The organism is Mycobacterium triplex (assembly GCF_000689255.1).
Lineage (GTDB): Bacteria > Actinomycetota > Actinomycetes > Mycobacteriales > Mycobacteriaceae > Mycobacterium > Mycobacterium triplex.
In genome coordinates this window covers 62,038-81,492 of sequence record NZ_HG964446.1, presented here as the reverse complement: position 1 = coordinate 81,492, position 19,455 = coordinate 62,038, and the positions used below count along the sequence as shown (strand labels likewise).

Here is a 19,455-nt window from a genome sequence, read left to right as displayed (position 1 = left end):
GCCCATCTGCTTGTCTTTATTTGTGCCACAATACATCCCGTCTGCGCGCGCCGACCCTCCGGCGCCCGCCCCCGGGCCCATTGTGGGGCCGCTGGCACCGGGCCAGGTGCTGCGACTCGGCCCGACGGCTGGAACCGGGACTCCCACCAAGGACTACGGCATCGGCGCAACCGATCTTTGCGAATTTCTGGAGTTTCCAACCGAATTGCTGCAGGTTTGCGGCGACAGCTTCGCCGGGCAAGGCGTGGGTTTCGGCGGCTGGTACTCGCCGATCGCGTTGCACGTCGACGCCGCGTCGGTCGACGACCCCGCCGGGGTGCGTTACACCGGCGTCACCGGGATCACCAAGCCGCTGCTGGCCGATCCCACGCCGTCGGGGGACTCGCAGCTTCCGGCCGGCGTGGTGCAGATCAACCGGCGCAACTACCTGATGGTGACCACGACGAAAGACCTGGAGCCACAGAGCTCGCGGCTGGTCGCGGCCGAACCGGCGCACGCGGGCTGGCGGACGGTTCCGGGCTCCCGGCGGGCCGCGTCGTACCAGGACGGCTCGCAGACGCAGATCAGCGGCTACTACGACCCCATCCCCGCGCCGGATTCGCCGAGCGGGTGGGTGTACATCGTGGCGAACAGTTTCACCCGCAGCCAGCCGGTGGTGCTGTATCGTGTTGCGCCGCAGAACTTTACCGATCGGTCGCGGTGGCAGGGCTGGGCGGCCGGCCCCGCCGGCGGCTGGAACAAGACCCCGACCCCGTTGTGGCCCGACCAGGTGGGGGAGATGTGCGTCCGTCAGATCGACGGCAAGGCGGTGCTGTCCTACTTCAACGCCAGCACCGGCAACATGGAGGTCCGGGTGGCCAACGACCCGACGTCGCTGGGCGAGGCGCCGGTGACCACGGTGGTGCAGCACGACGAGTGGCCCGAGCCGGCCGAAAGCCTGCCGTCGCCCTATGACAACCGGCTCGCACAGCCGTACGGCGGTTACATTTCGCCCGGCTCCACCCTCGATGAACTGCGAATCTTCGTCAGCCAGTGGGACACTCGCGCCCGGGTGTCCGCGCCGTATCGGGTAATTCAGTTCGCGGTCAACCCGTTCAAGCCGGAGTAGCCACCAAACCGCCGTCTCGGCGCGATCAGCGGCGGTAATGTAGTTGCCAGCTCAAGGGGGGTGGCGACGTTGGTATATGTGCGGCGAGTGAGCCCGACGATTCCATGCAGCTGCGCTACATAAGCATTCCGGCGCTGATCGCCGAAGCCGGCGGCGACCCGTGGGCGATCGACCGGAGCCTGCAGGCTGGTCGACCCGCCCAGATCTCGGATTTGGCCGAGGCGTTTCACGCCGCGGGTGTGTGTACGGCCCAGTCCAGCAAGGCTTTTGAGGAGGCTCGTGGTCGCTTTGCGGCGGCCTGGAATCGGGAGAATGGTGAGCACCCGATCAACGATTCCGCGGAGGTGCGGCGGGTAGTCAAGTCACTCGGCGCGCAGTCGTTGCAAATACCTAAGATCGGCGTGGATTTGGAGAAAATCGCCGCCACCCTGGCCGAGGCGCAGCGCGCCGCGCACGGTCAGATCACCGCCCTCGAAGGCCAGTTGCAGCGGCTCGACAACCTGATCGGCGAGGCCATCGAGATGGAAAGAGACAGCCACCTCAGCGCGGCGGACCGGGATGCTCTCAACGCCTTCATCACCAGCTGCGAAGACGACGCCATTGACGACACCAAAGCCGCACTCGGCCAACTGCGGGCAACCCGTGACGGCTATGCGCATGTGCTGGATGACGCTAAGTCGGATTTGGCCAAGGACGGCTACGACCCGGCCCGGGTGTGGGGTGCCGACGCCCATGAGTTTCCCCAGGCGCCCCCTGCGCAGCACGTCGGGCCCAGCATCGACGGACCGGCCACGCCGCCCAAAATCGAGGGCCAAAACACCGGTAAACAGGACGACTTGGATGCGTCGATCCCGGGAACCGACATAGCGCTCGGCGGTGACGGCAAGGACGGGTATCCGCACATCCACGTTCCCGGTGTGTACGACGGGCAGAATCCTCTGCCGGTCCCGCCGGACTCCCGCCCGTTGCCCACCGGCACCGCGGTCGGGCCGAACGGCGAGCAGTATGCGTTTTACGCCGTCGTGCCGTACCACAACCCAGACGGCAGCCCGAATACCAGCTACACGTCACCGGACACGGTCGTCGTGGATTTGCAGCATCCCGAGACCGCACTCTTTACCCTGCACGGGATTTCGCAGGCCAGCGGGGCGTTCGACCCGCAGTCGGGGCGGATGGTGATCCTCGGGAACACGCAGAGCGGGCAGCGGGCGCTGTGGCAATCCGCGCCGGTCGGCCAGAATTCCGCGTGGGGCAACACGTTGCAGCAGCAGGGAACGTTCTCGGGTGCGATGAACGGAAACCGCGAGAGTCAGATCGTCGCGCTGCCCAAAGGCGGATTCCTGGTCGTCGGCGCGGGCGAGACGTCCACCCATCAAACGTTGCCCATTCATGCCGTGACCGCCAGCACCCCAGAGGGTCTGCTGACCGCCGCACCGACTGCGCTGGTGACGCCGCAAGCATTGCCGCAGGTGTACGGGCCAACCATCACCGGCATACAAGAAATCAACGGCAAGGAGGTGGTCTCGATGCGGGTGAGCACCTATGGCGACGGCCACTACGACCCGCACACCTACACCACGACGTTCACCGTTACGCCCTGAGTTCGAGGAGGATTCGCATGCGTGCTGTCATCAGTTTGGCGTCGCGGTCATTGGCCGCCATGTCCGTCATGGTGTCCATGTCGTGCACGGCGGCACCGCAGCAGGCCGCCGCGCAGCCGCCGGGGTTCCCGGATCTGGGCGGATTCGCCCTCGTGCCCGTCGACGCCTATCTTGCCGAGCCCGGTCGAGGTCCCCGCTTTGCCTACTTCTCCACGCCGTACAACATTCAGTGCTTGTTCGAGGCCGGCGAGCCGATCCCCGCGTGGTCCGGGCAAGGAATCAGTTGCCATGGCGACATGCCCGACGGAGATCCCTGCGTGGTCGGTACGGCGGCGGCGGCCGGTTCGGGGCCGGCGTACGCAATCACCCGGACGGCGGACAAATGTGGTACCCCATTCACGCGCGGAGCCCTTTTGAACTCCGGGCAGAAGGTGAGTTTTCGAAACGCGACCTGCGCAGTGGGAGCCGACCGACTCGTCGCGTGCCTGGACACCACAAGCGGTCAGCACGGATTCGTACTGAAGCCGTCGGGCAGCGAAGCCTTCTAGCTCACCGGCACGGAGGGCCGCGCAGTTGCTACTCAACCCACTTCGGCCAGACCGGCGGCGAGGTCGGCAGTGGAGGTCCACTGCATGAGCGCGCCGACGTCGAACTGCGGTTGGATTCCCGCGGTTCCGGCCAGGCCGGGTGAGGCGCTCGCCCCGCTTCCCGCGACCACGGACCCCAGCCCGCCAGCCGAGGCAGGTGCGATGGGCGTGACGGCGTTGATGACGACGGTTCCGGGACCGGCGTTAACAATCTCGACGGGGATCGAGCCAACGGTGAACGTGATGGCGCCCGACGAGGCGTTTACGACGGCGGCGTTTCCGGGGCCCGTCCCGGTGATGGAGGCGGAGCCGCTGACTAACCCGACCACCACCTGTTGGCCATCAGCGACCGGGACCAGCGTGATGGGGCCGGTGGTCGCGTCGGCGGTAACGAGGGTGTTCGCGTTGATGAACGTGCTACCCCACTGGGCATCAAAAAGTGTCGCGACCGTGCCGCCGACATTGATGGTGATGGGGCCTCCCGCGAAGTATCCGACCTGAGTGCCGGGATCGGCGACGGTAACGGTGCCGCTGTCGATATACACCCCAGTGTTCGGCGGGACGGTGACCGTGCTGCCGGGCGGGGCGGTGCCGGTGTCGCCCGGCGGGAGATTGGTTGAGGCGAGCTGGGTGGCGTTGTTCGAGGCGAGCTGGACCGCGGATTGGGTGCGGGCGCTGGTGGCGTCGCTGGCCGAGCGGGCGACGGCGGTGGCTTGGTCTGTTTGTCCGTTCGGGTTGGTGGTTTGGGACGGCTCGTCGAAAGAGGTCAGCGCGCTGGCGGCCTCGGAGTCGGCGGCGTAGCCGTACATGGCGGTGGCGTCTTGGACCCACATTTCCAGGTACTGGGCTTCGGTGGCCGCGATGGCCGGGGTGTTCTGGCCGAAGAAGTTGGTGGCGATCAGCACCATCAGCTGCGCGCGGTTGGCGGCGATCACCGGCGGGGGCACGGTCATCGCGTAGGCCCCCTCGAAGGCGGCCGCGGCCGAATAGGCTTGCGCGGCGGTCCGTGCTGCCTGGGCGGCACTTGTTTGCAGCCACATCGCCTGGCGGGTGCCCGAAGCCGCCATCCGGATTGAGGACGGGCCCAACCATCGGCCGGTCAACCCCGAGATCTCCGCGGAGCAGCCGACCGCGGCGGCCTCCAGTTGGGCGGCCACCGCGTCCCAGCTGGCCGCGGCCGCCAGCATCGGCCCCGACCCCGGCCCGGTGTACATCAACCCCGAGTTGACTTCCGGCGGCAGCAAGGCGAAGTCCATGTTGACCCTTTGTTCGAGCTAACCGCGGCGATTTGCTCAGCACACTAACGCGTGTCGAATAGAGCGCGCGTAAACAACCGATGACCGCATGCTTAAGCTCCCCCGAAACCGCGGTGTACCCGAAAACATCTCTAGCGCTGGGCTTTTCGCGAGCGGCCACTAGGTCCTCACCTTCCGGTGACCGCAAGGCAAAGTCCTTGTCTTACACCATTTCTCGAGTCAGGCGCGGCGATTCCACCCGTTCAGGCGGACTAGCGTCTCAGCCAACCTCGGCCAGCCCGGCGGCCAGGTCGGCACCGTTGATGCCCTGACTCCACTCCATGAGCGCGCCGACGTCGAATTGCGGTTGAATGCCCGCGGTTCCCGCCAGGCCCGGGGAACTGCCCACGCCGGTTGCCGCGGATGCCGCCCCCAAACCTCCAGAGGACGTTGCGATGGGCGTGACCGGGGTAACGATAGTAACGGTGCCGGCCGCATTGGTGATGGAGGCCTCGCCGGGGCCGACGGTAGCGGTGACGGCGTTGGCAAGGGTGCTGACCCAACCAAACCCCACTGCCGGGTCGCCCGTGGCGGAAACCGAGCCGCTAGCGATGCTGCCCTGGATGAATTCCCCGGCGGCCGGCGTGAGTTCGATCGGGTTGGCGCCAGCCGTAATGGTCTGGCCGGGTAGGTAGACGACGGAGCCCGCATACGCATTACCACTACTGAATTGGTCGAGAGTAAAGCTGCTGCCGGCATGGACGACGATGGACGAATATGTCCCCACCATCGCGCCGGAAGACTGGGGTACTTCGATGCTTCCGCTGTTGACCCAGGCCACTGAGCCGGGTCCGACGGTGACGTTGGTCCCGGCCGGCACCGTGACGGTGTCGCCCGGCAGGAGATTGGTCGAGGCGAGCTGGGTGGCGTTGTTCGAGGCGAGCTGGACCGCGGATTGGGTGCGGGCGCTGGTGGCGTCGGCGGCCGAGCGGGCGACGGCGGTGGCTTGGTCTGTTTGGCCGTCGGGGTTGGTGGTCTGTGGGGGTTCGTCGAAGGGTTCGAGGGTGCTGGCGGTTTCGGCGGCGGCGGCGTAGCCGTACATGGCGGTGGCGTCTTGGACCCACATTTCCAGGTACTGGGCTTCGGTGGCCGCGATCGCCGGGGCGTTCTGCCCGAAGAAGTTGGTGGCGATCAGCACCATCAGCTGTGCCCGGTTGGCGGCGATCACCGGCGGGGGCACGGTCATCGCGTAGGCCGTCTCGAAGGCGGCCGCGGCCGAATAGGCTTGCGCGGCGGTCCGTGCGGCGTGGGCGGCACTTGTTTGCAGCCACATCGCCTGGCGGGTGCCCGAGGCCGCCATCCGGATTGAGGACGGGCCCAACCATCGGCCGGTCAACCCCGCGATCTCCGAGGAGCAGCCGGCCGCGGCGGCCTCCAGTTGGGCGGCCACCGCGTCCCAGCTGGCCGCGGCCGCCAGCATCGGCCCCGATCCCGGCCCGGTGTACATCAATCCCGAGTTGACTTCCGGCGGCAGCAAGGCGAAGTCCATGCCCACCTCTTTTCTCGAGCTAAGCGCGGCGATTTGCTCGGCGCATTAACTTGTGCCTAATAAGGTCAGGGTAAACGCTCAATGACTGGACGTTCAAGCTCCCCCGAAACCGCGGTGGACCCGAAAGCGTTTCTGGTGCTGCGTCTTCCAGATCACACCGCTCGTGATTGCGGGAACATTGTCTCCGTCTCCGAGGTCCGTCTCGAGCAGCCACCAGGTCCTTGCCTTTCGGTGACCGCAAGGCAAAGTCCTTGTCTTACACCATTTTCTCGAGTCAGGCGCGGCGATTCCACCCCTTCAGGCCGGTCTAGCGTCTCAGCCAACCTCGGCCAGCCCGGCGGCGAGGTCGGCACCGTTGATGCCTTGACTCCACTGCATCAGCGCACCGACGTCGAATTGCGGTTGAATTCCCGCGGCTCCCGCCAGGCCCGGGGAACTGCCCACGCCGGTTGCCGCGGATGCCGCCCCCAAACCGGACGCGCTAGCCGCGGGAGCAACGGGGGTGACGGCCGGGGCGATTGTGTATGTCCCGGAGATAACTGTGTTCGCGCCGGTTGTGGAGAGCACACCGCTAATGACATCGATGGTCCCGGCATCCGTACTCCAGAACGCGCTCGAGCCAAGGGTGACGATGCTGTTTGAGATGGTCATGCTCGAGGGACCGGCAAGACCGTTGAGCGTTAGGGACGACCCGCCCTGCATGGTCACGATGCTGCCGGCCTCGATAGTCGCGACGCAGCCATTGCCTACAGAGAAGGGGACACCGCTGTTGACGGTGAGGCTGCTACCGGACTCGATGGTAACGACGCCGCCAAACATGACGTCAAATCTTGACAAGGCGCGGAGAGTCACACTGCTGCCCTCGCCGATGATCACGGTGCCCCCGCTGGGCGCGACATAAGTGCCCGGGCCGTAGGTGCCGGCGGGCCCAATCGGGGTGGCGTTGACCAGCTGCTGGGCGGCGTCGGATGTGGCCATCTGTATTGCGGATTGGGTGCGGGCGGTGGTGGTGTCGCCGGCGGCTCGGGCGACGGCGGTGGCTTGGTCTGTTTGGCCGTTGGGGTTGGTGCTCTGTTGGGGTTCGTCGAAGGGTTCCAGTGTGCTGGCGGTTTCGGCGGCGGCGGCGTAGCCGTACATGGCGGTGGCGTCTTGGACCCACATTTCCATGTACTGGGCTTCGGTGGCCGCGATCGCCGGGGTGTTCTGCCCCAGGAAGTTGGTGGCGATCAGCACCATTAGCTGCGCGCGGTTGGCGGCGATCACCGGCGGGGGCACGGTCATCGCGTAGGCCGTCTCGAAGGCGGCCGCGGCCGAATAGGCCTGCGCGGCGGTCCGTGCGGCCTGGGCGGCACTTGTTTGCAGCCACATCGCCTGGCGGGTGCCCGAGCCCGCCATCCGCATCGAGGACGGGCCCAACCACCGGCCGGTCAACCCCGCGATCTCCGAGGAGCAGCCGGCCGCGGCGGCCTCCAGCTCGGCGGCCACCGCGTCCCAGCTTGCCGCGGCCGCCAGCATCGGCCCCGACCCCGGCCCGGTGTACATCAATCCCGAGTTGACTTCCGGCGGCAGCAAACCAAAGTCCATGTCCAACCCTTTTCTTGAGTTAAGCGCGGCGATTTGCTCGGCACATTAACTCGTGTTGAAAAAGGTCTCGATAAACTTTTGATGACAGTTCACTTAATCTCAGCTAAATGAGTGGTGTGGCCGAAAGTGGCACTGCTGCTGAAGTTTTCAGGAACGAGCAGCCATTAGGTCACGCGCGTTTGTGCGTCCCGACGCACCGACATGGCCGCGAATGTCGACTGGCTCGACCTTCTCGCCCGAGGCGCCGCGATTTACTCAGCTATCGCGCGGGGGCGTATTAGCGGCGATGATTGGCAGTAGCCGGCAAGTATTTAACTGACGCAGTTCCGCCTGACGACCAGGGGTTTTGCGCTCACAGCTGCTACATAAGTAGCGCATAGCCATAACTTGTGTTTACCCCCGCATCATTTGTCTCATGAGTGAAACATCTGAAACCCCAACTGTGCGGTCCTCGACCGCTACCGCACCGGCGCCCGCAGAGCCGGTGGCCTACCGGACCCCCAGGGTCTTCCAAGCGGCGGCCTATGTCGCCATCGCCGCCGGGACCGTGTTCATCATCGCGGTCATCTTCTTCACCGGCTTCATGCTCGGTAGGTCGACCGGGCACCACGGTCACCACGGCCACCACCACAAGCACCACGCGATGGTGCACCCCCACCGGTTCGGCGGTCCGGGTGGCCCGGGCGGTCCGGGTTGGCCCGGCGCGAACCAGCAGCCGGGTGGACCCGCGGCCGTGACCCCCGGCGCCCCGGGGCCCAGCCAGGTTCCGTCGTCGGTCGCTCCGTCTCGCACACCGTAGTCGAGAGACCTCAACCGTTCAGATGCTCACGGGGTAATAGGAGGACTCCGGGGGGCCACTAATTTCACACGCAGTAGCCCGGCGCTCACCAGAGCGCCGGGCTACCAGTGGTTTCCGCGATAGGAGCACCTGGATCGCGGTCGGATGAATTCACAGCAACTTTGTCGCCGAAATCTGTTGCAGCAGTTGCATTCAGGGGCAGTATGCAAGGCATGAGTGAAACACCGGAACGCGCAATACAGCCGACGCACGTCGACACGACTCCGCCGCCACCCCACCTGGTTAAGCCGCCCAAGGTTTACACGGCAGCGGCGTGGGTGGTGATCGTTGCCGGGATCGTCTTCATCCTGTCGGTCGTCTTCTTCTCCGGCGCGATGATCTTCGGATATCACCACCACCACCACTGCCGCCATCACCACGGCCAGATGTGGAAGCCCGGTGGTCCGGGTGGCCCCGGCGGCCCCGGACCTTGGCAGTACGGGCCCGGAACGCCGCCGCCCTACCAGTACGGTCCGCCGCCCGGATACGGTCCGAGCGCTCCGGCCGCGCCGTCTCCCGCGACCAGTGCTCCCGCGCGTCCCTAGCACCCAACGTCAGGACTGCAAACGGTCCGGCGCCCCGCCGCGGGTGCCGGGCCGTTTCACGCGTTGAAAGTGCTTGGCACCGATTCGGGTTCACACTGGATGGGTACACGTCGCATTGCCCTCGGATTCAGCCCAGTTAGCGAGGAGATGGCCAGATGACGGAGCGCTTCACCACGACCGATGCGGGTATTGCTGCGCCCAGCGACGACCAGTCGTTGACGATCGGTCCCGACGGTCCGATATTGCTGCAGGACCATTACCTGATCGAGCAGATGGCGCAGTTCAACCGGGAACGCATCCCGGAACGCCAACCGCACGCCAAGGGCGGTGGCGCGTTCGGCCATTTCGAGGTGACCAATGACGTCAGCAAGTACACCAGGGCCGCGGTGTTCCAGCCCGGCACCAAAACCGAAATGCTGGCCAGGTTTTCGACCGTGGCCGGGGAACGCGGCAGCCCAGACACCTGGCGGGACCCACGCGGATTCGCGCTGAAGTTCTATACCACCGAGGGCAACTTCGACATGGTCGGCAACAACACGCCCGTCTTCTTCATGCGCGACCCGTTGAAGTTCCAGCACTTCATCCGGTCGCAAAAGCGCTTGCAGGCCAGCAACGTTCGCGATCACAACATGCAATGGGACTTCTGGAGCCTGTCGCCGGAGTCGGCGCATCAGGTGACCTGGCTGATGGGCGATCGCGGAATTCCGAAGAACTGGCGGCAGATGAACGGCTATAGCAGCCACACCTACAGCTGGATCAACGCCGCGGACGAGATCTTCTGGGTGAAGTACCACTTCATCACCGACCAGGGTGTCGACTTCCTGACCCAGGAGGATGCCGACCGGTTGGCCGGCGAGGACGGCGACTACCACCAGCGCGATCTCTACGAGTCGATCGAGCGGGGCGACCACCCGAGCTGGACGCTCAAGATGCAGATCATGCCGTTCGAGGAGGCCAAGACCTACCGGTTCAACCCGTTCGATCTGACGAAGGTGTGGCCGCACGGCGACTATCCGCTGATCGACGTCGGCCGGATGACGTTGAACCGCAACGTCACCGACTACCACACCGAGATCGAGCAGGCCGCCTTCGAGCCGAACAACACGGTTCCCGGCACCGGGCTGAGCCCGGACAAGATGTTGCTCGCCCGCGGCTTCTCCTACTCCGACGCGCATCGGGCGCGGCTGGGCACCAACTACCGGCAGATCCCCGTCAACACACCGAAGGTGGAGGTCAACAGCTACTCCAAGGACGGCGCGATGCGGATGGCGAATGTGTCGGACCCGGTTTACGCACCCAATTCCTACGGTGGTCCGCAGGCCGACCCGGCGCGTGCGGCCGAGGTGCGGTGGATGGCCGACGGTCAGATGGTCCGCGCCGCATACACTTTGCGCCCCGATGACGACGACTGGGGCCAGGCGGGCACCTTGGTCCGCGAGGTTCTCGACGACGCGGCACGAGACCGATTGGCCCACAACATCATTGGGCACGTCTCCAAGGGCGTCAAAGAACCGGTGCTGTCGCGGGTGTTCGAGTACTGGCGCAATGTCGACCCGGATCTCGGCAAGAAGGTCGAGGAGGGCGTTCGGGCCCAATAGCTTGGCGCCGAACGTCGAGTTGTTAGGCGGTCTTGGTCGTGTCCGGCCCGACAACTCGACGTTCGCGGCAGGCCATAGGCCCGTCCCGCGCGGCCCCGTTCGCTGCGGGCCGTCGCCCTGGCATGATCGAGATTCATGATGCGGATCTCCGCTGTGGCGGTAAGCGTCGGTCTGGGCCTGGGGGCGGCTTCAGGCGTCCCCAGCGCGGCCGCCCATCCATCGGAGCCCGGGGTGGTGTCGTACGCGGTCCTCGGCAAAGGGTCGGTCGGCAACATCGTCGGCGGACCCATGGGGTGGGAAGCCGTGTTCACCGCACCGGTCCAGGGTTTCTTCGTCGACCTCGCCGATTGCAACAACTGGGCGGACATCGGGCTGCCCGATGTGTACAACGACCCCGACCTGGCGTCCTTCAACGGGGCCACGTCGCAGACGTCGGCCAACGACCAGACGCATTTCGCCAAGCAAGCGGTCGGCGTATTCGCCACGAACGACGCCGCCGACCGGGCCTTCCACCGACTGGTGGACCGCACGGTGGGTTGCTCGGGTCAGACCACGACGATGCACTTGGACAACGGGCAGACGCAGGTGTGGTCGTTTGCCGGGGCGCCCGCGACCGGGACGGACGCGAACTGGACCAAGCAAGAAGCGGGCACCGATCGCCGCTGCTTCAATCAAACCCGGCTGCGTGAAAACGTGGTGCTTCAGGCCAAGGTTTGTCAGTCTGGCAACGCGGGACCCGCGGTCAATGTGCTGGCCGGGGCGATGCAAAACGCGCTGGGGCAGTAGTCGGTGACTTTGGGTATTCATGCCAGCCGTGTGGCGAGAACCTGCGGGAACGGGAATATGTCGGGACGATCTGGAAGATGAAGACAAGGCGGCTATCGTTCGGATAGCTGCCCAACAAGGCGCTCGGCGTGCGCGGTCGGGCCCGGAGGGATCGTGATATGACGCTCGCCGCTGTCACCGCCGCGGCCTCGCAGCTAGATGCCGCCCGCCCCGCCGACTCCGAGTTGAGCACATCCGAGGAAGCCGCCCAGTACATCGCCGACGGTTGCTTGATCGACGGCCCGCTGGGTCGCGTCGGCCTGGAGATGGAGGCGCACTGCGTCGACCCGGTTGACCCCTACCGCCGGCCGAGCTGGGACGAGATCACCGAGGTCATCGACCAGCTGCCCCCGCTGCCCGGCCGCAGTGCCGTCACAGTCGAACCCGGCGGGGCGGTCGAACTGTCCGGCCCGCCCGAGGACGGTGTCGTCGCCGCCAGCGAATCGATGAACAACGACCAAAGCGTGCTGCGCAAGGCCTTCGCCAACGCCGGGCTGGGGCTGGTGTTCCTGGGCGCCGACCCGCTGCGGGTGCCGAAGCGGGTCAACCCCGGCGCGCGCTACCGCGCGATGGAAGAGTTCTTCGCCGCCAGCAACTCCGCGGAGGCGGGGGCGGCGATGATGACGTCGACGGCCTCGGTCCAGGTGAACCTGGACGCCGGGCCGCAGGCCGGCTGGGCGGCCCGGGTCCGGCTGGCGCACGCGCTGGGTCCCACGATGATCGCGATCGCGGCCAACTCCCCGATGCTGGGCGGCGACTTCTCCGGCTGGGTGTCCACCCGGCAATGGGTGTGGGGCCAGATGGACTCGGCGCGCTGCGGACCCATCCTGGGCGCCAGCGGCGACGACCCCGGCACCGACTGGGCGCGCTACGCGCTCAAGGCGCCGGTGATGATGGTGCACAATCCCGAGGCCCACGACTTCAGAGCGCTCACCCACTACGTTTCCTTCGCCGACTGGGCTGACGGCTCGGCGCTGCTCTGCGACCGCCGGCCCACCCTGGCCGATCTCGACTATCACCTGACCACGCTGTTTCCGCCGGTGCGCCCCAGACAATGGTTGGAAATCCGCTACCTGGACAGCGCACCGGATGCCTACTGGCCCGCTATCGCGTTCACCCTGGCGGCGTTGCTCGACGACCCGGTCGCGGCCGACGCGGCCGCGGCGGCCGTCGAGCCGGTCGCCACCGCCTGGGACAACGCGGCCCGGCTCGGTTTGAGCGACCGGCGTTTGCACCAGGCCGCCACTTCCTGTGCGGCCATCGCCGCCGCGAAGGCGCCGCCCGAGCTCACCGACGCGATGGACCGGCTGATCCGCATGGTCGAACGCGGTCGATGTCCGGGCGACGACTTCTCCGACCAGGTAATCGACCACGGCATCGCGGCCACGGTGTCGCAGCTGGCGCAAGGGGGCTTGTGACTTTCCCCGATGATTCCGACCCGCTGCGCCCGGCTGCGCCGCGCTTGCGATCGTCATGCAGGGAACGGCTCGCCGACGATCTGGAGCGGGCGCGCACGCGCACGCTGCTGCTGGTCGATTTCGACGACGACGAACTGCGTCGTCAGTACGACCCGTTGATGAGCCCGCTGGTGTGGGACCTCGCGCACATCGGTCAGCAGGAGGAGCTGTGGCTGCTGCGCGGGGGTGACCCGAATCGCCCGGGGATGCTGGATCCGTCTGTCGAAGGGCTCTACGACGCCTTCGAACACTCCCGCGCCAGTCGTGTCGATCTGCCGCTGCTGTCTCCGAATCAAGCCCGATCTTATTGCCGCACAGTGCGTTCCGCGGCACTGGATGCACTGGACGCATTGCCCGACGATCCCGCCGGAGACGACGCGGCCTTCGTCTACGCGATGGTGGTCAGCCACGAAAACCAGCACGACGAAACCATGCTGCAGGCGCTGAATCTGCGCACCGGCGCTGCGCTGCTGCGCGACCCCGCCAACTTGCCCGAGGGCCGGGCGGGCGTGGCCGGGACGTCGGTGCTGGTGCCCGGCGGCCCGTTCGTACTGGGCGTCGACGCCACCAGCGAACCGTTCTCGTTGGACAACGAGCGCCCCGCCCACGTCGTCGACCTACCGGCGTTCCGCATCGGCCGGGTCCCGGTCACCAACGGTGAGTGGCAACAGTTCATCGCCGACGGAGGTTACCGCCAGGCGCGCTGGTGGTCCGACCGCGGGTGGGAGCACCGCTGCGGCGCGGGCCTGAGCGCGCCACAGTTCTGGGGATCCGACGGGCGCACCCGCACCCGCTTCGGCTATATCGAAGACATTCCGGCCGACGAGCCGGTGCAGCACGTCACCTACTTCGAGGCCGAGGCGTACGCGGCCTGGGCCGGTGCGCGGCTGCCCACCGAAATGGAATGGGAGAAGGCCTGCGCCTGGGACCCCGTCACCGAGAGCCGGCGCCGCTACCCGTGGGGAGCGCAGGAGCCGTCGGCCGAACTCGCCAACCTGGGTGGCACCGCACTGCGCCCGGCCCCCGTGGGCGCCTACCCGGCCGGCGCGTCGGCCTACGGCGTCGAGCAGATGCTGGGCGACGTCTGGGAGTGGACCAGTTCGCCGCTGCGGCCATGGCCCGGTTTCGTCCCGATGATCTACGACCGCTACTCGCAGCCGTTCTTCGATGGCGACTACCGAATTCTGCGTGGCGGCTCGTGGGCCGTCGAATCCGCCATCCTGCGACCGAGTTTCCGCAACTGGGACCACCCGATCCGTCGTCAGATCTTCTCCGGAGTACGGCTGGCCTGGGATGTCCCCGAGGTGGGGGACTCCGCCTGATGTGCCGTCACCTCGGCTGGCTTGGCGCCGACGTCAGCGTCTCCTCGCTGATACTGGATCCGCCCTTCGGTCTGCGCGTGCAGTCGTATTCGCCGCGCCGCCAGAAGCACGGCCTGATGAACGCCGACGGTTGGGGCGTCGGGTTTTTCGACGACGGCGTGCCCCGGCGCTGGCGCAGCACCGCGCCGTTGTGGGGCGACACGTCGCTGGAATCGGTCGCCCCCGCGCTGCGCAGCGGCTGCGTGGTCGCCGCGGTGCGCTCGGCGACCGTCGGTATGCCGCACGACGTCAGCGCGACCGCGCCGTTCACCGACGGCCGCTGGCTGCTGTCGCATAACGGTGTCGTCGATCGCAGCGTGCTGCCCTTGACGGCGACAGCCGAATCCGTTTGTGACAGTGCGATGTTGGCGGCCACCGTCTTCTCGCTTGGGCTCGAAGTACTGGGTGAGACCATCGCGCAGATCGGGGCGCTCGACCCCGACGCCAGACTGAACATCCTGGCCGCCAACGGTTCTCGCATGCTGGCCACCGCTTGGGGTGACACCTTGTCGATCCTGCGCCGCGACGACGGTGTGGTGCTGGCCAGTGAGCCCTACGACGACGCATCCGGATGGGAGGACGTGCCCGATCACCACCTCGTCGAAGTGACCGCCCAAGGGGTGACGATGACCCCGCTGGACGAGCCGAAAGGATTTTGATGACACTGACGTTGTCCAACCACCTCGCCGCCGACTCTGCGTACCACGCTCTGCGTCGCGATGCATTCGACGGTCTGCAGAGCACGCCGAAGACCTTGCCGCCCAAGTGGTTTTACGATTCGGTGGGCAGTGAGCTGTTCGACCAGATCACCCGGTTGCCGGAGTACTATCCGACGCGGGCCGAGGCGGAGATCCTGCTCGCCCGCTCCGCCGAAATCGCCTCGGCCAGCCAGGCCGACACCCTGGTCGAACTCGGCAGCGGCACTTCGGAGAAGACCCGGCTGCTGCTCGACGCGCTGCACAACCGCGGATCGCTGCGCCGATTCGTGCCGTTCGACGTGGACGCGAGCATCCTGTCGACCGCCGCGGCTGCCATTCAGCACGAATACGCAGGTGTCGAAATCAAGGCCGTCTGCGGCGATTTCGAGGAACACCTCGGCGAGATCCCCAGCGGGGGCCGTCGGCTGTTCGTGTTTCTCGGGTCGACGATCGGCAACCTCACACCCGGACCACGCGCCGAATTCCTCAAGTCCCTCGCCGACGTGATGCGGCCCGACGACACCCTGCTGCTGGGCACCGATCTGGTCAAGGACACCGGCCGGCTGCTGCGCGCCTACGACGACGCGGCCGGGGTGACGGCCCGGTTCAACCGCAATGTGCTCGCGGTGATCAACCGGGAACTCGACGCCGATTTCGACGTCGACGCCTTCGAGCACGTGGCGCGTTGGAACGCAGACGAGGAACGCATCGAAATGTGGCTGCGGACCGACCTTCCGCAGACGGTCCGCGTCGGTGCCCTCGACCTGACCGTCGAGTTCGCCGCCGGCGAGGAAATGCTGACCGAGGTGTCGAGCAAGTTCCACCCCGGCGGGGTGAGCGCCGAATTGGCCGGCGCGGGACTGCGTCGCATCCAGTGGTGGACCGACGCCGCAGGCGATTTCGGGTTGTCGTTAGCGGTCAAGTGACCGATAGCGGCTCGCTGGCCGACCGATGGCGGGAGGCCCGCCCACCCGCAGCCGGTTTGCACTTGGACAGTGCCGCGTGTTCGCGGCAGAGTTACGCGGCGATCGACGCCGCCGCGCAATACGCCCGCCACGAGGCGGAGGTCGGCGGGTATGTGGCCGCGCAGGCCGCCGCGCCCACGCTCGACGCCGGGCGCGCCGCTATTGCCGCGCTGACCGGCATGGCCGGTGCCGACGTCGTCTACACCACGGGGTCGCTGCACGCGCTTGATCTGCTGCTGGGCAGCTGGCCCGCCGAGCGGCGGACACTGGCCTGCCTGCCGGGCGAATACGGTCCCAACCTCGCCGTGATGTCCGCCCACGGCTTCGAACGTCGGCTGCTGCCGGCCCTCGAGGATGGCCGGCTCGCACTCGACGAAGCGGCATTCGTCCTGGAGGACGAACCGCCCGATTTCGTGCACTTGACCCCGGTCGCCAGCCATAGCGGTGTCGTGCAACCGATTTCGATGATCGCGAAACTGTGCCGCGAGCTGGGCCTGCCCCTGGTCGTCGACGCCGCCCAAGCGTTGGGCCAGGTCGACTGCGCGGTCGGCGCCGACGTCACCTACTCCTCGTCGCGCAAGTGGATCGCCGGGCCGCGCGGTGTCGGCTTCCTGGCGGCTCGGCCCGAGCTGACGGAGCGGCTTCATCCCCGGCTGGCGGCGCCGGAGTGGTCGGGTTCGTTCTCGGTGGCCCAGCAGCTCGAATTCGGTGAAGCCAATCTCGCTGCGCGAGTGGGGTTTTCGGTGGCGCTGGGCGAGTATTTGGCGTTCGGTCCCGAGGCGGTGCGCGCGCGGCTGGCCGAGCTCGGCCGCATCAGCCGGACGATGCTGGTCGATGTGCCGGGGTGGGCGGTGGTCGAAGAGACCGAAGAGCCAAGCGCCATCACCACTTTGGCACCGGTCGACGGTACCGACCCGCAGGCGGTGCGAGAATGGCTGCTCGCCGAACGGCGGATCCTGACCACCTACGCCGGGGTGCAAAGGGCGCCGCTCGAGATGACCGGGCCGCGGCTGCGAATCTCCCCGCACGCCGACACCACCGCCGAAGATCTGGAGACCTTCGCCGAAGCACTGATCGCCGCGACCGCGGCGACGGCGACGGCGACCTAGCGATGCCGAGATCGACGCCAGCGCGAAAAAGTGCGAGAAGACCTGCGGCGGCGTCGATTTCGACGAACCGGTGGATTCCTCAGCCGGCCTTGTGCGCGGTCAGGAGGTAGGCGGGAAGCTTCATCCGGCCCTTTTCGTCGCGATCGTGCGGCGGGAATTGGAACGGCGCGTCGGGCATGTCGGGGATATTCGCGTGGATGTAGGCGGGCCGAATCTCGTCGATCTCCCAATACTTGCCGACCGCGGCGCGCAATTCCTCCTCGTCCACCTCGTTAGGCTTCGGTTCCATCTCGGCCGGGAAGGCGCCCTTGGCGAAGACCAGCACGAAATAGCCGGCACCCGGAGCAGCCGCGCGGTGCACCGAACCCAGGTAGTCGTCGCGGCCCTCGACCGGCAACGAGTGGAACAGCGTGCTGTCGACCACGGTGGCGAACCGGCCGTCGTGGCCGGAGAACGAAGTGATGTCGGCCTGCTCGAAGGTGGCCGTGCTCAAGCCACGTTCCTCGGCCGCCCTGGTCGCCGCGGCGAGGGCGGTCGGCGTCAGATCGGCGCCGTGCACCGTATACCCCTGGGCGGCCAGCGCCAGCGACAGTTCGGCGAATCCGCAACCGGCGTCCAGCACGTCGCTGCGGAATTTCCCGGCCGCGATCAAGGCGGCCAATTCGGGCTGTGGCTCACCGATGTTCCAGGGCGGGGGCCCGTCGAACTCTCCCTGTTCGCGGTAGGCGCTGTCCCAGTCCATTACCTCGTCGGGTGTCATGGGTCCAACCTACCCGCGGCTAGCAGGGCCAGGTGTGGACCGGCTCGTTGGTGTGCATGTGGTCGCAATACCGGCGCAGCATCTCGGCGAGCGCCACGCGGCGCGTCATGCCGGAGTCCTGCAGCGCGCGCACCGTTGCCACCTGCCAGCTGGCGCCGTTGCGGCCGGCCTTGGCCCGGTCTTCGATGACGCCGAGGAAACGATCGCGCACCTCGGCGTCCACCCCCCAGCGGCGCAGTCCTTCGTCGGCGATCGGCAGCAGCGTGTCGAGCACCAGCTTGGCCGCGCTCACCTCACCCAGATCGGGCCAATGCAGCACGGTGTCCATCCCGTGGCGGGCCGCTTCGAGGAAATTGTGGTGCGCCGCAGCGAAACTCATCCTCGCCCACAGCGGGTTCTCTTCCTCGGACAGGGTGCGCAGGGTGCCGTAGTAGAACGCGGAATTGGCCAGCATGTCGATGACGGTGGGCCCGGCCGGCAACACCCGATTCTCGAGCCGCAGGTGCGGGCGCCCGACCCCGTCAACCTCCAAGAGGTCGTACACCGGCCGGTTCCATCGGTACACGGTGCCGTTGTGCAGGCGCAGTTCAGACAGCTGTGGAATGCGGCCGGCGGCCAGCTCGGCGGCCGGATCCTCGTCGGACAACTCGGGTAGCAGCGACGGAAAGTAGCGGATGTTCTCTTTGAACAAATCGAGGATCGAGTCGATCCAGCGTTCGCCAAACCACACCCGGGGCCGCACCCCCTGGGTTTTGAGCTCCTCGGGCCTGGTATCGGTGGACTGCGAGAACACCTCGATACGGGTCTCCGACCACAGCTGATGGCCGAAGAAGTACGGCGAGTTGGCTCCCAGCGCCAGCTGCGGGCCGGCCATCACCTGCGCCGCGTTCCAGTTGGGGGCGAAGTCTGCCGGGGCCACTTGCAAGTGCAATTGCGTACTGGTGCAAGCTGATTCGGGAGCGATGGTCACGGCCTCCCAGCTCAGCGGCTCCGGGCCGGAGATGTGTATCGGGATGTCCTCGCCGCGGGCGCTGAAGATCGAGTCGTTGAGCGCGGTGTACCGTGTCGACTCACTCATCCAGCCGTCGCGCGACAGATGCTCGGGCATCAGCGTGGGCAGGATGCCGATCATCACGATGCGGGTGCCTTCCGAGCTGGCCCTGGTCTGCGCCTCGTTGAGGCTGGCCCGCACCTCCGCCTCCAGGTCCAGGCCGGTGTGGCCGGGCAGCGGCCGGGGAGGGACGTTGAATTCGATGTTGTAGGCGCCTAATTCCTTCTGGTAGGCCGGATCTGCGATCGCATCGAGCACGTGCCGGTTCGACATGGCGGGCTGATACTCGGCATCGACGAGGTTGCATTCGATCTCCATGCCGGTCAGCGGCCGGTCGGAGTCGAAGCGCGACTGGGCGAGCATCGTCTCGAAGACGTCCAGACACAACTGCACCTTGCGCCGGTACTCCCGCCGATGTGCGCGGTCATACGCGGTGCGCTTGACCTCTTCGCCCACATCGCCGATGGAACAGGTTTACCGGCGGTAACGCAAGAGCGGCGCGACGGATCGCGTCGGCGCGTCCGCGCCCGGCCGCCCCGAATCGATTCGGTTAGCTGCAGATCTGGTGGGGCGGTGCACCATCA

16 protein-coding genes and 1 pseudogene are annotated in these 19,455 nt (G+C 66.9%); 12 read left to right on the top strand and 5 right to left on the bottom strand.

Features of this window, described 5'->3' with window-relative positions; all coding sequences use genetic code 11:
* Positions 1 to 10: 10 nt before the first annotated feature.
* The 3 genes and pseudogenes from BN973_RS00400 to BN973_RS00390 all read left to right on the top strand — a co-directional run bounded on the left by BN973_RS00400 (position 11) and on the right by BN973_RS00390 (position 3,257).
* Entirely contained in the window at positions 11 to 1,108 is a 1,098-nt protein-coding gene (locus BN973_RS00400; protein ID WP_198048967.1) for a DUF4185 domain-containing protein, read from the top strand.
* A 104-nt stretch (positions 1,109 to 1,212) separates the two neighbouring features.
* Positions 1,213 to 1,896: pseudogene (locus BN973_RS32055) on the top strand (putative alpha/beta hydrolase); the annotation flags it as partial.
* Between the two features lie 830 nt (positions 1,897 to 2,726).
* On the top strand, positions 2,727 to 3,257 hold the full coding sequence (locus tag BN973_RS00390) for a hypothetical protein (protein ID WP_036465208.1): 531 nt from the start codon (positions 2,727 to 2,729) through the stop codon (positions 3,255 to 3,257).
* 32 nt (positions 3,258 to 3,289) lie between these two features.
* Here BN973_RS00390 and BN973_RS31955 read toward each other — a convergent pair whose 3' ends face one another.
* The 3 genes from BN973_RS31955 to BN973_RS31945 all read right to left on the bottom strand — a co-directional run bounded on the left by BN973_RS31955 (position 3,290) and on the right by BN973_RS31945 (position 7,664).
* Positions 3,290 to 4,552: a PPE family protein gene (locus BN973_RS31955; protein WP_084163243.1), complete on the bottom strand. Its 1,263-nt coding sequence runs from the start codon at positions 4,550 to 4,552 to the stop codon at positions 3,290 to 3,292.
* Positions 4,553 to 4,811: 259 nt separating this feature from the next.
* Positions 4,812 to 6,080: a PPE family protein gene (locus BN973_RS31950; RefSeq protein WP_051641044.1), complete on the bottom strand. Its 1,269-nt coding sequence runs from the start codon at positions 6,078 to 6,080 to the stop codon at positions 4,812 to 4,814.
* 315 nt (positions 6,081 to 6,395) lie between these two features.
* Positions 6,396 to 7,664: a PPE family protein gene (locus tag BN973_RS31945; RefSeq protein WP_051641043.1), complete on the bottom strand. Its 1,269-nt coding sequence runs from the start codon at positions 7,662 to 7,664 to the stop codon at positions 6,396 to 6,398.
* A gap of 415 nt (positions 7,665 to 8,079) precedes the next feature.
* Here BN973_RS31945 and BN973_RS00370 point away from each other — a divergent pair, with 415 nt between their 5' ends.
* From BN973_RS00370 to egtE, 9 genes are all read left to right on the top strand, one after another.
* Positions 8,080 to 8,463, top strand: coding sequence for a hypothetical protein (locus tag BN973_RS00370; RefSeq protein ID WP_036465206.1), 384 nt, complete (start codon positions 8,080 to 8,082; stop codon positions 8,461 to 8,463).
* 212 nt (positions 8,464 to 8,675) lie between these two features.
* On the top strand, positions 8,676 to 9,047 hold the full coding sequence (locus tag BN973_RS00365; protein WP_036471873.1) for a hypothetical protein: 372 nt from the start codon (positions 8,676 to 8,678) through the stop codon (positions 9,045 to 9,047).
* A gap of 155 nt (positions 9,048 to 9,202) precedes the next feature.
* The gene (locus BN973_RS00360; RefSeq protein WP_036465205.1) at positions 9,203 to 10,645 is read left to right on the top strand and encodes a catalase; all 1,443 of its coding nucleotides are present in this window, start codon (positions 9,203 to 9,205) and stop codon (positions 10,643 to 10,645) included.
* 138 nt (positions 10,646 to 10,783) lie between these two features.
* On the top strand, positions 10,784 to 11,431 hold the full coding sequence (locus BN973_RS00355) for a sensor domain-containing protein (RefSeq protein ID WP_036471872.1): 648 nt from the start codon (positions 10,784 to 10,786) through the stop codon (positions 11,429 to 11,431).
* 158 nt (positions 11,432 to 11,589) lie between these two features.
* Positions 11,590 to 12,888, top strand: a complete 1,299-nt coding sequence (egtA, locus tag BN973_RS00350; protein WP_036465204.1) for an ergothioneine biosynthesis glutamate--cysteine ligase EgtA — start codon at positions 11,590 to 11,592, stop codon at positions 12,886 to 12,888.
* A 44-nt stretch (positions 12,889 to 12,932) separates the two neighbouring features.
* A complete protein-coding gene (gene egtB, locus BN973_RS00345; RefSeq protein ID WP_036471871.1) occupies positions 12,933 to 14,249 on the top strand; it encodes an ergothioneine biosynthesis protein EgtB in 1,317 nt (438 codons plus the stop codon).
* Positions 14,249 to 14,947, top strand: a complete 699-nt coding sequence (gene egtC / locus BN973_RS00340; RefSeq protein ID WP_036465203.1) for an ergothioneine biosynthesis protein EgtC — start codon at positions 14,249 to 14,251, stop codon at positions 14,945 to 14,947. Before egtB ends, egtC begins: the two co-directional genes overlap by 1 nt.
* Positions 14,947 to 15,912, top strand: coding sequence for an L-histidine N(alpha)-methyltransferase (gene egtD, locus BN973_RS00335; protein WP_036465202.1), 966 nt, complete (start codon positions 14,947 to 14,949; stop codon positions 15,910 to 15,912). Before egtC ends, egtD begins: the two co-directional genes overlap by 1 nt.
* Entirely contained in the window at positions 15,909 to 17,060 is a 1,152-nt protein-coding gene (gene egtE / locus BN973_RS00330; protein WP_036465201.1) for an ergothioneine biosynthesis PLP-dependent enzyme EgtE, read from the top strand. The genes egtD and egtE overlap by 4 nt, the downstream gene beginning before the upstream one ends.
* 79 nt (positions 17,061 to 17,139) lie before the next feature.
* Here egtE and BN973_RS00325 read toward each other — a convergent pair whose 3' ends face one another.
* A complete protein-coding gene (locus BN973_RS00325; protein ID WP_036465199.1) occupies positions 17,140 to 17,820 on the bottom strand; it encodes a class I SAM-dependent methyltransferase in 681 nt (226 codons plus the stop codon).
* Positions 17,821 to 17,839: 19 nt separating this feature from the next.
* Complete coding sequence (locus BN973_RS00320; protein ID WP_036465197.1) at positions 17,840 to 19,327, bottom strand: hypothetical protein; 1,488 nt, start codon at positions 19,325 to 19,327, stop codon at positions 17,840 to 17,842.
* Between the last annotated feature and the right edge of the window lie 128 nt (positions 19,328 to 19,455).

Excerpts from the sequence above, each read along its gene's own strand:
- BN973_RS00390 (WP_036465208.1), top strand. The coding sequence starts at position 2,727 with ATGCGTGCTGTCATCAGTTTGGCGTCGCGGTCATTGGCCGCCATGTCC.
- BN973_RS31955 (WP_084163243.1), bottom strand. The coding sequence starts at position 4,552 with ATGGACTTCGCCTTGCTGCCGCCGGAAGTCAACTCGGGGTTGATGTAC.
- BN973_RS31950 (WP_051641044.1), bottom strand. The coding sequence starts at position 6,080 with ATGGACTTCGCCTTGCTGCCGCCGGAAGTCAACTCGGGATTGATGTAC.
- BN973_RS31945 (WP_051641043.1), bottom strand. The coding sequence starts at position 7,664 with ATGGACTTTGGTTTGCTGCCGCCGGAAGTCAACTCGGGATTGATGTAC.
- BN973_RS00370 (WP_036465206.1), top strand. The coding sequence starts at position 8,080 with ATGAGTGAAACATCTGAAACCCCAACTGTGCGGTCCTCGACCGCTACC.
- BN973_RS00365 (WP_036471873.1), top strand. The coding sequence starts at position 8,676 with ATGAGTGAAACACCGGAACGCGCAATACAGCCGACGCACGTCGACACG.
- BN973_RS00360 (WP_036465205.1), top strand. The coding sequence starts at position 9,203 with ATGACGGAGCGCTTCACCACGACCGATGCGGGTATTGCTGCGCCCAGC.
- BN973_RS00355 (WP_036471872.1), top strand. The coding sequence starts at position 10,784 with ATGCGGATCTCCGCTGTGGCGGTAAGCGTCGGTCTGGGCCTGGGGGCG.
- egtA (WP_036465204.1), top strand. The coding sequence starts at position 11,590 with ATGACGCTCGCCGCTGTCACCGCCGCGGCCTCGCAGCTAGATGCCGCC.
- egtC (WP_036465203.1), top strand. The coding sequence starts at position 14,249 with ATGTGCCGTCACCTCGGCTGGCTTGGCGCCGACGTCAGCGTCTCCTCG.
- egtD (WP_036465202.1), top strand. The coding sequence starts at position 14,947 with ATGACACTGACGTTGTCCAACCACCTCGCCGCCGACTCTGCGTACCAC.
- BN973_RS00325 (WP_036465199.1), bottom strand. The coding sequence starts at position 17,820 with ATGACACCCGACGAGGTAATGGACTGGGACAGCGCCTACCGCGAACAG.